Source organism: Nocardia crassostreae, from assembly GCF_001613405.1.
In the GTDB taxonomy this organism is placed as follows: Bacteria; Actinomycetota; Actinomycetes; order Mycobacteriales; family Mycobacteriaceae; genus Nocardia; species Nocardia crassostreae.
Window position 1 is genome coordinate 155,070 of sequence record NZ_BDCH01000028.1, and the last position, 13,366, is coordinate 168,435.

Consider the following 13,366-nt stretch of genomic DNA (forward strand, 5'->3'; position numbering starts at 1 on the left):
GTTGATTCCGGCGATCCGGGTCAGGGGTACAAGGGTGGTGTCCGCCGCTATTTCGAATAGTTCGACGGCATTACCCAGGATTAGTTCGCCGCTATCGCCGTAGGTGCGGAGGACAGCCAACAGCCGCCCATCGGGACTGGCCGCGAGAAGCGGGAGGGGGATACCGAGGGGTTCGTTCCGATAGAGCTGGTACCTCGCCCCGGCCGCTGGTGCTGCCGGATCGCTGAGATCCCACAGGGTCACATGTGTTCCGTCCATCACGGCGAGAGTCCGGCCATTGCCGACGAACGCCGCCCGCACCAGCCGCCAGGAGTTCTCCGTGGAAACGGTTCCCAGTTTGCGAGGGGCGGCAAGGTCGCGCACATCCCAGATCTGCGTGCTCATCCGCTCCGACTGGGAGGCTATCTCTCCGGTGGCCATCAGGGTGCGGTCGCGGCTGAAGGAGACGTAATCGGTATCGGGGATGAATCGGCCCAGTTGCCGCGGTCGGTATGGGTCCTGGACGTCCCACAGACCCAGCTCGCTGCCCTTGTCGATTGTCGCGAGGATGCCGTCGGCCGGGTAGGTCATATGCGAAATATCCACGGCATGAACGGGATTGGCTCGCATCAGCGGGAGCCCCTGCGTCCGCAAGAGCCGGGAATTCACGCCCTCGTCCCGCGGATGTAGTCCCCGCGCGACCAGGTACAGCTGTGCGGCCAGCGACGGGTCGGTCGGGCGCAGCTGATCGGCGGTGGCGAGCAGCGCGGTGAAGTTCCGGTCGTCGCGTCGCTGCTGGGCCAGTTCCGTTTGGGTATAGGCCGCGAAGCTGAGGGCCAATAGCGCCGCACCCAGCAGGGCCAGTACCGCCCTTGCCTGGGCCGAGCGGCGGCGCGTTCGGGTGCGAGCCGTGGTCGCGGCGGTGAGGAAGTCGGCGGCAACAGGGCCGACCGGGGGGCGGATTCGCGTTGTCGAGGGCGGTGCGCAGTCGAGTACCGCGGTACAGGAGCGACGAATCGCGGTCCTGGGCAGCCCATTCCGCGGCGTCGGTTTCCAGGCGCTGGCGAACCAGGTAGCCGACGCGGTCCTCGTCTATCCAGGTGCGCAGGCGAGGCCAGGCGGTGAGGACTATTTCGTGGGTGAGGGTGACGGCGTCGGCGTCGAGGGTGATGAGGCGGGTGCGGGCCAGTAGTTCCAGTGCGGCGGTGGCGTCTTCGGGGGCGGCGTTGCGGCGCAGAAGGTCCGGGCGTTGGGCGATGCGGCGGGTGTCGTGGGAGTCCTGGCCGACGGTGACGAGCCCGAGCAGGATTTCCTTGGCGGCGGCCTGCTGAGTGGAAGACAGTTCGGTCCAGGCGTGCTCGGCGGTTTCGGCGACCGAGCCGACCACGCCGCCCGCCTTGCGGTAGCCGGTGATGGTGAGGCGGCGCCCTTCCCGGTGCTGCCAGGTGGCGGCCATGACGTGGGAGAGCAGGGGGAGGGCGCCCGGGTCGTAGGTGCGGCGGCCGGGATGGCCGCCCGCACCGCACAATTCGGTGATCACCAGCTCTTCGAGGCCGGATTCCAGGTCCAGGCCGACCGCGCGGGCCGGGCACGAGATCGCTTGCGCCAGTTCGTCCGTGCGCATGGGGCCGAGCAGGTAGGCGCGGTGTTCGAGCGCCTCCTGGAGGATCAGGTAGTTCAGGCAGTGGGCGTAGAAGTCGGCGCGCAGGGCGATGACGACGGTGATCGGATCGTCGGTGCGGGTGGCGCAGCGGTCCAGGGCGGTGAGGAAGTCCTCGCGGGCGCGCTCGTCGGCGCAGGCGGTGAAGAGCTCCTCGAACTGATCGATGATCAGCAGGCGGCGGGGTAGATCCCGGCGCGGGGCCAGCGCGCTGAGCGTATCCGCCGGTGTCGGCTCGGACGCCGCCGGTCGGCCCGGCACGGCGCCGGAGTCGGGCACGGTGCCAGGGTTGGAAGAGCTTGCGGGCGTGTCCTGGTCCGTCGAGCCGGATTCTTGTTCGGTGCTGGGCGTGGGACGGGTCGCGTTCAGGAGCGCGCGGAGGGGGTGGCGGCCGGGGGTGAGGGTGATGATCTCGCGATCGTCGAAGGCCGGGGTGAGGCCTGCTGCCAGTAGGGAGGACTTTCCGGCTCCGGAGGCTCCGACCACGGCGACTATGCCGGTGGCGTCGTGGACCAGGGCGGTGAGTTCGGTGGTGGCGCGGGTGCGGCCGAAGAAGAGGGACCGGTTGTGCGGGCGGTAGGAGTTCAGGCCCGGGTAGGGGCAGGCGGCGTCGGCTTCGTCCTCGGGATTCCAGGTGGTGGCGGCTTGCCAGAGGCGTTGCCATTCGCGGGGTTCGGCGAGTTCTCGGGTGAGTGGGCGGCCGGATTTGCGGGCCAGGTCCGCCAGGGTGAGGACGACCGGTAGTAGGGATTCGAAGCGGGCAGGGACATTTCGGCCCGCTTTCCAGTCGCTGATGCGCTGGGCGGACGCGCCGCCCGGGCGGGTGCCCTGGGCGGCGCGCATACGGGTTTCGGCGGCCGCGGCCACGCGACGCAGGGTCGGGTTGCCCGCTGCTTCATAGAGTTCGGTGAAGCGGATGGTGAAAAGTGCGCGCGGTGAACGGGTTTGCTCCCCCGTGGTGATGTCCCCCGTCACGATCGGCCCTGTATTCGATTGTTCCCCTCCGGCATGGGGATAACCTATCGGCCCGGTCCGCGGATTGCCGGGGCGGCGGCCGAACAATTCGCCCAGCCGCCGACCGGCATCGAGACCGCCTCTGCGAGAGCAGATCACAGCACCACCGGGTCGCCGATGACCCAATCCGCCGCATCCGTCTCGGGCGAGGTGGCCTCGATGATCGTGTACGCCTGCACCGTCAGCGGACCGCCGCAGCCTTCGACGGTGAGGCGGTAGTCCCGATTGACGATGTAGCCGCTGCCGCCCGGCGGCAGCTCCTTCTCCGCCAGCGCGATATCGGTGATCTTGCCGGGCGTGATCGCCAGGTCGAAGCCGATGCCCGCACCGAAACGCGGGCTGATATCGGCGCTCGCCATCGGGGTCACGCCGGTGATATCCACGCCGACACCGATATTGGCGCCGATATCGATGCCGATATCGGCGTCGATGCTGAAGGTGACGTCCAGATCGACGGCGCAGGCCACGAAGTAGCCGGTGCGGATGGTGCCGGTGCCGCCGGTGACCGTTCCGTAGGACGTGTTGTCCAGGTACACCTCTCGGCTGGTCGGCATTCCGTTCAACGGTGCGACCGGGCGGGCCGCATTGTTCGTGTGGCCGACGGTGACGACCATGCCGTTGGGCGCGTCCAGGGTCTTCTCGTGCGGTGCCAGCGCCCAGGCGTCGGCGGTGGCGGCGAACGGTGCGCCTGCTATCAGTCCCGCCGCGGTGACGGCGGCGGCGAGAGCGGTCTTGCTGATCATGGGTGGTTCCTCCCCGAACCTCTATGCGAACCGCTGCGGTAGCGGCCTCGATGAGAAAGGTAGGGACGGCGCCGGGGTCCGGCCGAGTGTGCAAGCGGCCGGAGCACGGCGAATCCGCTGATGGGAGGGGGTGCCGCCGGATTTCCGGTCCGGTCGGGCCGGATTCGGGGTGGGCCGGGCCTGCCGTCCGGTCCGGACAGGCCGGATGCGTGACCGGATTCGGCCGATATCCGCACGGTGCGACTGCCGTGCAGGTCAGGTCAGGTTTTTGTCCGGACCGGACAAGCGCGCCCGCGTAATGCCCTGGGCGGCTGTCCAGTCAGTACAGTTTCGGTGTGCCGACCCAGCGGGAACGACGTGAGGCGACCATTGCCAAGCTGCTCGACGCGAGTATCGCGACCATCGACGAGATCGGGTACTCGCGTGCCTCGGTGAAAACCATCGCCACGCGGGCGGGGCTGTCGTACGGGGCGCTGTTCCGGCACTTTCCGACCATGAGCGACTTCATGGCCGCCACCGCGCGGGAGGCGGTGCGGCGGCAGATGGAGGCCGTGGCCACACGTTTCCTCGAACTGACGGCCGCGGGCGGAAGCACCGATATCGGCAATGGATTCCGGGTGCTGCGCGAAGTGTCCGGGACTCCGGCGTATCACGCCATTCTGGAACTCACCATGGCCGCGCGCACGGATCTGTTCCTGCGCAGCGCGATGCAGCAGGCCATGCTCGACACGGTCCCGCTCATGATCGGGCTGCTGCGCGAAGTGTCCGGGCGCGAACTGGATCTCACCGACGAGGACCTGGTGGCGCTCACCTTCCTCGTCGCCGACGTCTTCGACAGCGAGGTCTTCCAGCATCCGCTGCGCGAGCATCATCCGGAGATCAGCGAACGCCGGATTCCGGTGATGACGCGAATGCTCGGACAGTTCCGGCGGGCCGTCGAGTAGCGATGTGTTCCCCGTCCGCATCAGGGACGGAATCGGGGTTGTACCTGATGCCGCCGGTCGGGGTGGCGTGCCAGTATCGAAGGCATGTATCCGTCTGCGCCCTTCATGGACCCTGCCCGCGGGGTGGCCGTGCCGCCGCCGCGGTTGGCACGGCGGTCCGGGGGGCGGGTCGTGGGCGGGGTGGCCGGTGGGGTGGCCGACCATTTCGGCATCGACGCGTTCAAGGTGCGGATGGCGTTCGTGCTGCTGTCCGCGCTGGCGGGGGCCGGGATCGTCGCCTACGGCCTGTTGTGGATCTTCACGCCGAGCGGTGAGGACAAGGCCGCGCCGTCGGCGGCCGAGCGGCGGCAGGCCTTCGGGCTGGCGCTGCTCGGGTTGTCGCTGGCGGTGGCCACGGCGTGGTTGTTCAACGGATCGGCCGCGCATGTGGTGGGGCCGATCATCGTGGTGGCCATCGGTGCGGCGCTGGTGTGGCGCGAATTCGACGCGGAGGGGCCGCGGTCGGTGTTCGGACTGCCGGCGCGGCCGTCGGTGGTCACCTGGGCGCGGATCGTCGGCGGGGCGACGCTCATCGTGGTCGGGCTGGGTGTGGTGGTGCTGGCGCGCATCGATCTGAGTTCGCTGGGGTCGGCGCTGCTGGCCGTGGCGGTCACCTTGATCGGGGCCGGGCTGCTCACCGTGCCGCTGTGGTTGCGCATGGTGCGGGCGCTGAACGATGAGCGGGCGGCACGGATCCGGAACGAGGAGCGCGAGGAGATCGCCTCGCATCTGCACGATTCGGTGCTGCAGACCCTCGCGTTGATCCAGCGCCAGGCCGAGGATCCGCAGGAAGTGGTGCGGCTGGCGCGCAGTCAGGAACGCGAGCTACGCAAATGGCTGTTCGACGACACCGGCCCGGCGCAATCCAGCCTGGCGGCGGCGCTGCGCACCATTGCCGGTGAGGTGGAGGATCAGCACGGGGTGAAGGTGACGCCGGTGACCGTGGGCGATGTGTCCATGGATATCGACGACAGCGGAACCGGCCTGCCCAAGGAACATTTCACCGCCCTACTGGGCGCGAGCCGCGAAGCCCTGGTCAATGCGGCCAAGCACGCCGGGGTGCCGTCCATCGACCTGTTCGCCGAGGCCGAACCGCACCTGGTGAGCATTTTCGTCCGCGACCGCGGCAAGGGCTTCGACCCGAACGCCGTCGACGACGACCGCCAGGGCCTGGCCAGATCCATCCGCGCCCGCATCGAACGCCGCGGCGGCCACGTGGAAATCCAATCCGCCCCCGGCCGCGGCACCGAGGTCCGAATCACCATGCCGCGCAAGGACGGCGCCGACGACCGGATCGTGGTGCAGCAGGACGAACCGGCGGCCCCGCTGGCCGAGGAATCGTCGTTGCCGAGCTGAGCCCGGCCGTGAATGCGCCGCCGCGCGTGCGAGTCCGGGGAACAGGGCGTTGGATGTGGTACCGATGAAGGTGGATTCGGTCCGTCAATCGAGGAGTCTCAAGTGAGTGTCCGGGTGTTTCTGGTCGACGACCATGCCGTGTTCCGGTCCGGGGTGCGGGCCGAGTTGAGCCGGGAATCCGATATGGAAGTGGTCGGCGAGGCGGGCGGGGTGGCCGAGGCCATTGCCGGGATCAAGGCGACGGCGCCGGATGTGGTGTTGTTGGATGTGCATATGCCCGATGGTGGCGGGGTGGCGGTTTTGCAGGGTATCGAGTCCGGGCCGGTGTGCTTGGCGCTCAGTGTGTCCGATGCCGCCGAGGATGTGATCGCGGTGATCCGGGCGGGGGCGCGGGGGTGTGTCACCAAGACCATTTCCGGGCCGGAGCTGGCCGACGGCATACGGCGGGTGTCCGGTGGCGATGCGGTGTTCAGCCCGCGCTTGGCCGGGTTCGTGCTTGACTCCTTCACGGGCAAGTCTCCGGTGCCGGAGCCGCCGCTCGATCCGGAGCTCGACTCCCTCACGCCGCGCGAGCTCGAGGTGTTGCGCCTCCTCGCACGCGGCTACACCTACCGCGAGATCGCCGAATCCCTGTTCATCTCGGTGAAAACCGTGGAAACCCACGCCTCCAACGTGCTGCGCAAGACCCAGCAGTCCAACCGGAACGCCCTCACTCGCTGGGCGCATCGCCGCCGCATCGACTGACGGAATACTCGCGCCGATTCGCGGGTTCCACAGGCGGTTTCACTCGATCCAGGAGGCTTGCAATGTCGAACACCGTGGAATTGACCCGCTTCAAGGTGTCCCCGGCCGATACCGAGGCCATGCTGGCGGCTCGCCCCGCCATGGTCGCCGACTTCCGCGCCGACCGAGCGGGTTTCGTCGAGGCCCGCCTGGTGCGGCTCGCCGATGACGAGTGGCTCGACATCGTGGAGTGGCGCACGGCGGAGGACTTCGCCGCCTCCCGCGCCAAGGGGCCGAACCTCCCCGGTATCGCCGCCTTCTTCGCCACGCTCGGCGATCTGGTCAGCGATGAACTGGGGACGCTGGCAACGAGTTAGAGCGCCACCAGGATCACGATAATGATCAGCAGGCCGATGAGCAGGCCGATCGCCACCGCCAGGGGACCGGCGTTGGGGCCGAGACCCGACAGGTCGAAGCCCTTCGACTTCGGTTGCGGGGCAACGGGTGCCGCGGCGGGCTGGCGCTGGGGGCGGGGGAGCGGGCTGGAATTCGGACTGCGCAGCCCGGCGGCGGAATTGCGGGCCGCCCAGGCGGGGATGGTGCCGTCCTCGGTGCGGACGGGTGCGCCCAGGATGTAGGGGGCGGTGCCGGGACCGAATGCGGCGGTGAGGATTTCATTGCGCGCCTCGGTCATGGTGGGGCGGCGCTGGGGTGCGGGCTCCATCATGTGCAGCAGGGCTGAGGTGAGGGCGCCGGTGCGCTCCGGGGGAATGATCTGGGCCATGGCGGCGCGTTCCACGATCACATTGCTGTCTTCGTCGAAACCGTAGGGCGGTTGACCCTCGATGGCGGTGTACAGCGTTGCGCCGAGCGAGAATACGTCGCTGGCGGTGGTCGGCTGGGCGCCGCGCGCCACCTCCGGCGGGAGATAGGCGGGGGTGCCGGTGATGATGTCGCCGATCTCGTCGGAGGGTTCACCGGTGGCGCTGGAAATGCCGAAGTCGCTGAGCTTCACCATGCCGACCTCGTCGCCGCGGTCGGCGACGAGAATATTGCCGGGCTTGATATCCCGGTGCACGATGCCCGCGGCGTGCGCGGTGGCCAGGGCGTCGGCGACCTGCGCGCCGATCTGCGCGACCTCGATGGGCGAGAGCATGTCCACCAGCGACAGCGCCTTGGCGACGCTGCGCGAGGGCAGGTACTCCATGACCAGCCAGGGTTCCCCGGCCTCGAGCACCACGTCGTATACGGCGATGGCGTGCTCGTGTGAGAGTTTGGCCGCGACCCGGTCTTCGCGCATGACCTGGCGGCGGACCTGATCGGCCTCCTGCTCGGTCAGCCCGGCAATGGAAAGCACCTGCTTGATGGCCACATCGCGCTTGAGCATGCGGTCGTGTGCCAGCCACACCGCGCCCATGCCGCCGCCACCGATCTTCGACTGGAGGCGATAACGGCCGACGACCAAATAATCGGGGCCGACGATGGGGCGGGCGAGTTCGGTCACGGGTGCAGGGTAGCGGAAAACCATCCTGACTGGCCTGGTTCGCTGCCCGAGGTTTGCACCACTGCCCCTTGACGCGCGTCCAGGCTCGAGTTCTACTATGCGTGAATCGAACATATATTCGATTACGGTAAGTAGCTGAATTGGTGCTGGGGTTCCCGTCGGTTGAGAGAGGTGGTCGATAGATGGGTGCGGCTGAGGAAGCGAAACGGCGGCAACTGGACGAGTTGCGGCGGCGCATGGCCGCCATTCCGCCGCGCGGGGCGGAGCGGTCCGAGCAGGTGCCGACGGCGGTGCGGTCGCGGCGCGAGTCGCTGCCTGTACCGGCCGCACTCGAAAGCCTGCTACCGGACGGCGGTTTGGCGAAGGGGTCGGTGGTCGCCTACACCGGCGCCAGTTCCCTACTGTCCGGTTTGCTGGCTGCCGTCACGGCCTCCGGCGCGCACGCCGCCGTCGTCGGGCTACCGCGCCTGGGCTTGCTGGCAGCAGCGGAAATGGGTGCTCGCCTGGACCGGCTGGCCGTCGTCACCAGCCCCGGACCCGAGGCCCTGGAAATCGCCTCGGTGTTGCTGGACGGCCTCGACCTGGTCGTCCTCGACCTGAACGGCGCCTCCATCCCCCGCACCCGCACCCGCGTGCTCACCGCCAAGGCCCGCAGCAAGAACTCCACTCTGCTGGTGACCGGCGGCACCTGGTCCGGCCCGGCCCTGCGCATCGACACCCGCATCGCCGGTTACACCGGCCTCGGCCGCGGCTGCGGCCGCCTGCGCACCGTCAGTCTCGACGTGAAAGTCCATAGCCGCTCCGCCCAGCCCCGCAGCGGCCACCTGGCCCTGTGCCCGGACAATGGCCGACTCGAATGGGTCGAGACGAATCTCCCCACCACCGAGCCGATGCGGCCCGCCCGCCATGCGGTGTCCTGATCGCCGGGCGGGTTCTGCCCGCCAGCTCGTCGCGGCGGTGCCGCCACGACCCCGTTGCCGATCGGCCGCGATGGCCGGTTGCTCCTGGGCGGCGCTACGGCCTGCGTCTTGTCGGCGAGCCGTGGCGTGCACACCGGCTCTGCGATTCGCGCCGGTGGTGCTCGAAGCGGTCCGGGACGCGCCGCCACCGGAGTGTTGCGGCCGTTCGTCGGCGCGGGTGGACGCCGTGTTGCGCCGTAGCGGTCTCGGCGCTGTGTGTTGTAGACGCGGGATCGGTTGCCTGGTCTGCGGATCGGCAGCGGGTCTTCGGTGTGACGGTTGCGGGAGCGCCGCTTCGATGAGGCTCGGGTGAGCGCGCGGCGGGTGCTGGCGGTGTGGTGCCTGGATTGGCCCGCGGTGGCGGCGGCCGCGGAGGCCGGATCGCCGGCGACGCGGGCGGTGGCGGTATTCGCGAACGGGCGGGTGGTGGCGTGTTCGGCGACGGCGCGGGCCGAGGGGATCCGGCGCGGGGCGCGGAAGCGGGAGGCACAGGCGTGCTGTCCGGATCTGCTGGTGGCGCAGGAGGATTCGGATCGGGACGGGCGGTTGTTCGAACCGGTGGTGGCGGCGGTCGATGCGACGGTGTCGGGGGTGGAGGTGCTGCGACCGGGGCTGCTGGTACTGGGGGCGCGCGGCGCGGCGCGGTTCTTCGGATCGGAGGAGGCGGCGGCCGAGCGGCTGGTGGACGCGGTGGCGGCGGCCGGGGTGGAATGCCAGATCGGCATTGCCGACGAATTGTCCACGGCGGTGCTCGCCGCTCGGCACGACGCCATTGTGCCGCCGGGCAGGGGCGCGGAATTCCTTGCACCGCTGCCGGTTTCCGAGCTGTCGGTGGAGCCGACACTGGCCGCGCCGGAACGCGGCGAGCTGGTTGATCTGTTGCACCGCTTGGGATTACGCAGGATCGGTGACTTCGCCGCGCTCACTCCCGCGGAGGTGTCCTCCCGCTTCGGGAAGGATGCCATCACGGCGCATCGCTGCGCCCGCGCGGAACCGGAGCGGCCGCCCGCCTCGCGCCCGCCCGCCGCGGATCTGGTGGTGGAGCAACGCTGCGATCCGCCGATCGAGCGCGTCGATACGGCGGCCTTCGCCGGGCGCATGCTCGCCGCCGAACTGCACACCAGACTGTCCGCGGCCGCGGTGGCCTGCACCCGGCTGGCGATTCATGCGGAAACCGAAGCGGGCGAGCAGCTCTCCCGCATCTGGCGGTGCGCCGAACCGCTGACCCCGGACACCACGGCGGACCGGATTCGCTGGCAGCTGGACGGCTGGCTCACCCGCCGCGCACTGCGGCAGGGCGGCCCGACCGCGCCGATCACGCTGCTACGGCTCGATCCGGTCGAAGTGGTGTCGGCCGGGGCGCTGCAACTGGGGCTCTGGGGCGGCGTCGGCGAGGACGAGGAGCGGGCGCGCCGCGCCCTGGCCCGGGTACAGGGCCTGCTCGGCGGGGATGCGGTGCGCATGGGCGTGCTCAGCGGCGGGCGCGGACCCGCCGAGCGGATCACCCTGGTCCCATTGGGCGATGAACCCGTGCCCGCGGCCGATCCGGCCCAGCCGTGGCCGGGCCGCCTCCCGGAACCCGCACCCGCCGTGGTGCTGCGGAACCGGCCCGAGGTGCGCCTGGATGCCGCGGACGGTTCTCCGGTGTGGGTCACCGACCGCGGCCTGTTCACCGCCGATCCGGCGCGCCTGCACTGGGGGCGCAGCTCCTGGCCGGTGCTCGGCTGGGCGGGCCCGTGGCCGCTGGACGACCGCTGGTGGACCCACCAGCCCCAGCCCGGTTTCGCCGCCCGCGCGCAGGTCCTGATCGACACCGTCGCCCGCGATCGCGTCCTGATCGACGCCGTGCACCGCGACCCGAACGGCCGCGACCCGAACGGCAAGGCCTACCGGGCGCTGCTGCTGCTGCTCGGCCACGACCACACCTGGCGGGTGGAGGGCCTGTACGAGTGAGGTCCGCGCGGCGTGCGCCCGGGCTCATCCGCACCAGGACTCTCCCTGGTCACAGCGGTTATGGTGATGGGCACAACTTGCGGCGGCGCATCCGCGCGATCCGTACCCTGGTTGATCGTGACGCTTACCCGGGACTCGTTCGACGATGTGCGGATCGCCTATCGGGACACCGGGGCGGCCGCCGGTCATCCGTCGAGTGACATCCCCGTCGTGCTCGTGCACGGCATGGGCGGTGACGGTCACACCTGGGACGGTTTCGCGGCGCGGCTGGTGCGGCGCGGGCGGCGGGTGATCATTCCGGATCTGCGCGGGCACGGCCGCAGCGCGCACACCGATTCGTATCTCTTTCCGGAGTTCGGCTCGGACGTGCTGAACCTGTGCGACCGGCTCGGGCTGGAGTCCGTCTATCTGGTCGGGCATTCGCTCGGCGGGTACGCGGTGTCCTGGGTGGCCATGCAGCGGCCCGGGCTGGTGCGCCGGTTGGTCATCGAGGAGCAGCCGCTGCCGCTGCGTTCCGGTGACGAGCAGGTGAAGCTGACGCGGCGGTTGCCGTCGGCGCCGGAACTCTGGCACGCCACCACGAGCCTGCTGCGGCATCCGCGTGCGGTGCTGGCCTTCGACCGGTCCATGACGGGCACGGCGCTCGAACAGTTCCGCAAACCGTATCCGGAATGGTGGGAAGGCTTGTCCGAGATCACCGCGCCGACGCTGTTCCTGCGCGGCGGGCCGGGCGGCATGGTCGATCCCGAGAAGCTGGCGCAGGTGTCGGCCTCGGTGCCCGACTGCACCGTGCGCGCGTTCACCTGCGGCCACAGCATCCACCGCGACCGGCATCGCGAATTCGAGGCCGCCGTCCTCCCCTTTCTCGGGCACTGAGCACCGGAATCTAGAGTGAAGCCGTGTCCGGACTCGAGCGTCCTACGCTGTTCTTCGCCGACGAGCAGTCGTTTCGGGAGTGGTTGGCGGCCAATCACGCCGCGGTGGACGGTATCTGGGTGAAATTCGCCAAGAAGGGTTCGGGGCACGTCTCGCTCGATTACGACGGCGCGCTGCGGCAGGCGCTGTGCTTCGGCTGGATCGACGGGCAGTCGCGACGGGTGGACGACGAGTTCTATCTGCAGGGATTCACCCCGCGGCGGCGGCGCAGCCCGTGGTCGCAGCGCAATGTCGGCATTGTCGAGGAGTTGATCGCGCAGGGTCTCATGCACGCCGCCGGTCGGGCCGAGATCGATCGCGCCAAGGCGGACGGCCGCTGGGACAGCGCCTACGGCCGGGATCTGCCGCAGGACTTCCTCGATGCGCTGGCCGCCAATCCGGAGGCCGCCGCCTTCTTCGAAACTCTGCCCGCGCAATCGCGTGTCGTGGTCGGCTACCATCTGGGCAGTGCCGTGCGCCCGGAAACCCGTGCCCGCCGCCTGGATCAATTGATTCGCAAGCTGATCGACGGTCAACCGTTATGACAGCATCGCGCAGCGATTCCGTGGGGGGTGGTGGCCGGGCGGCGGGTGGGCACGATTTCGACGGTCTATTGTGTTCGGCTGCCGCCCGGGAGATTCCGCTGATCGGCAGCGCCACCCACGTCACCAGCTGGCTGTGTATCGAACAACCCGGCGCGTGGGGCCGCGACGTCATCGCCGATGAGGTCCTCGGCCCGGAGATCACCGCCGAGCTGGCCGCCCGCACCACGGCGTCGCATGCCCGCCCCACCCTCATCCGCCGCCCCGGCCGCCACGAATTCACCGGCGTCCGAACGGTTCTCATAGCGAACACCCGACCCGGCGCCTCCTGGTGCGAACGCTTCGAGATCACCGACCCGAAACAACTCCTGGACCTGGACCTGACCCTCCTCGACGGCCCCGCCCCCGGAATCGGCTCTCCCGTAACCGATCCCCTGGTCCTGGTCTGCGCCCACGGCAAACGCGACCAATGCTGCGCCCTCCTCGGCCGCCCCATCGCCGCCCACCTCGCCCACTTCTACCCCGGCCAGGTCTGGGAGTGCTCCCACACCGGCGGCCACCGCTTCGCCCCCGCCGTGGTCCTGCTCCCCACCGGCCTGACCTACGGCCGCCTGAACCCTGATTCCGCCACCGCCATTGTCGAATCGGCCCACCGCGGTGAAGTCCCCCTCACCGGCTTCCGCGGCCGCAGCTACTACACCCCCGTCGAACAAGTCGCGGAAATCGCCGTCCGCCAACACCTCGACGATCCCGCCACCCCGATCGACGCCCTGACCGTCCACCCAGCCGACCCCGAAACCCACTCCGAATCAACGACTTTCGCCGGTGCGGCCGTAGTGACCCACCGCGACGGCCGCCGCTGGCTCGTCACCACCCGCACCGTCACCCACGCCCCCCCGCCAAGCCAGCTGCGGCGTCGCCCCCAAACCCGCCACCGCCCTCGTCGCCGACACCATCAGCCCGTTCGCCTGACGCGCACCCCGCGAAGTAGAACCGGCCCCGCACCTGAAGATGCGGGGCCGGTTGGCTTTCGGG

11 protein-coding genes and 1 pseudogene are annotated in these 13,366 nt (G+C 69.7%); 9 read left to right on the top strand and 3 right to left on the bottom strand.

The genetic code is table 11. The features are described 5' to 3' along the window. Nucleotides 1–91 precede the first annotated feature (91 nt). Entirely contained in the window at nt 92–2,614 is a 2,523-nt protein-coding gene (locus NC4_RS40595) for an ATP-binding protein (RefSeq protein ID WP_157555259.1), read from the bottom strand. A gap of 134 nt (nt 2,615–2,748) precedes the next feature. Continuing rightward, nucleotides 2,749–3,396 carry an MspA family porin gene (locus NC4_RS27585; RefSeq protein WP_067543979.1) on the bottom strand — a complete coding sequence of 216 codons (648 nt, stop codon included), beginning with the start codon at nt 3,394–3,396 and terminating at the stop codon, nt 2,749–2,751. A 335-nt stretch (nt 3,397–3,731) separates the two neighbouring features. On the opposite strand from NC4_RS27585, the gene NC4_RS27590 reads away from it, so the two are divergent. From NC4_RS27590 to NC4_RS27605, 4 genes are all read left to right on the top strand, one after another. Then, complete coding sequence (locus NC4_RS27590; RefSeq protein WP_067543981.1) at nt 3,732–4,340, top strand: TetR/AcrR family transcriptional regulator; 609 nt, start codon at nt 3,732–3,734, stop codon at nt 4,338–4,340. Between the two features lie 84 nt (nt 4,341–4,424). Continuing rightward, nucleotides 4,425–5,735: an ATP-binding protein gene (locus NC4_RS27595; RefSeq protein ID WP_245721959.1), complete on the top strand. Its 1,311-nt coding sequence runs from the start codon at nt 4,425–4,427 to the stop codon at nt 5,733–5,735. A gap of 102 nt (nt 5,736–5,837) precedes the next feature. After that, complete coding sequence (locus NC4_RS27600) at nt 5,838–6,479, top strand: response regulator (protein ID WP_174566897.1); 642 nt, start codon at nt 5,838–5,840, stop codon at nt 6,477–6,479. Between the two features lie 62 nt (nt 6,480–6,541). Further along, a complete protein-coding gene (locus NC4_RS27605; protein ID WP_067543986.1) occupies nt 6,542–6,835 on the top strand; it encodes an antibiotic biosynthesis monooxygenase in 294 nt (97 codons plus the stop codon). Here the strand turns inward: NC4_RS27605 and NC4_RS27610 are convergent. After that, complete coding sequence (locus NC4_RS27610) at nt 6,832–7,986, bottom strand: serine/threonine-protein kinase (protein WP_067543988.1); 1,155 nt, start codon at nt 7,984–7,986, stop codon at nt 6,832–6,834. The two genes, NC4_RS27605 and NC4_RS27610, sit on opposite strands and share 4 nt — an antisense overlap. Before the next feature lie 158 nt (nt 7,987–8,144). Between NC4_RS27610 and imuA' the strand changes: the two genes are divergently transcribed. The 5 genes and pseudogenes from imuA' to NC4_RS39430 all read left to right on the top strand — a co-directional run bounded on the left by imuA' (nt 8,145) and on the right by NC4_RS39430 (nt 13,303). Further along, nucleotides 8,145–8,882, top strand: coding sequence for a DnaE2-dependent mutagenesis accessory factor ImuA' (imuA', locus tag NC4_RS27615; RefSeq protein ID WP_067543990.1), 738 nt, complete (start codon nt 8,145–8,147; stop codon nt 8,880–8,882). A gap of 348 nt (nt 8,883–9,230) precedes the next feature. Further along, nucleotides 9,231–10,874 (top strand): DNA polymerase Y family protein, encoded by a 1,644-nt coding sequence (locus NC4_RS27620; RefSeq protein ID WP_067543992.1) that lies wholly within the window; start codon nt 9,231–9,233, stop codon nt 10,872–10,874. 117 nt (nt 10,875–10,991) lie between these two features. After that, nucleotides 10,992–11,750, top strand: coding sequence for an alpha/beta fold hydrolase (locus NC4_RS27625; RefSeq protein ID WP_245721961.1), 759 nt, complete (start codon nt 10,992–10,994; stop codon nt 11,748–11,750). A gap of 23 nt (nt 11,751–11,773) precedes the next feature. After that, complete coding sequence (locus NC4_RS27630) at nt 11,774–12,334, top strand: YdeI/OmpD-associated family protein (protein WP_067543996.1); 561 nt, start codon at nt 11,774–11,776, stop codon at nt 12,332–12,334. After that, nucleotides 12,331–13,303: pseudogene (locus tag NC4_RS39430) on the top strand (ferredoxin family protein). Before NC4_RS27630 ends, NC4_RS39430 begins: the two are co-directional and overlap by 4 nt. Nucleotides 13,304–13,366 lie beyond the last annotated feature (63 nt).

Bases quoted from the DNA above. Each gene is read 5' to 3' on its own strand.
- NC4_RS27585 (WP_067543979.1), bottom strand. From the start codon at position 3,396: ATGATCAGCAAGACCGCTCTCGCCGCCGCCGTCACCGCGGCGGGACTG.
- imuA' (WP_067543990.1), top strand. From the start codon at position 8,145: ATGGGTGCGGCTGAGGAAGCGAAACGGCGGCAACTGGACGAGTTGCGG.
- NC4_RS27605 (WP_067543986.1), top strand. From the start codon at position 6,542: ATGTCGAACACCGTGGAATTGACCCGCTTCAAGGTGTCCCCGGCCGAT.
- NC4_RS27610 (WP_067543988.1), bottom strand. From the start codon at position 7,986: ATGGTTTTCCGCTACCCTGCACCCGTGACCGAACTCGCCCGCCCCATC.
- NC4_RS27595 (WP_245721959.1), top strand. From the start codon at position 4,425: ATGTATCCGTCTGCGCCCTTCATGGACCCTGCCCGCGGGGTGGCCGTG.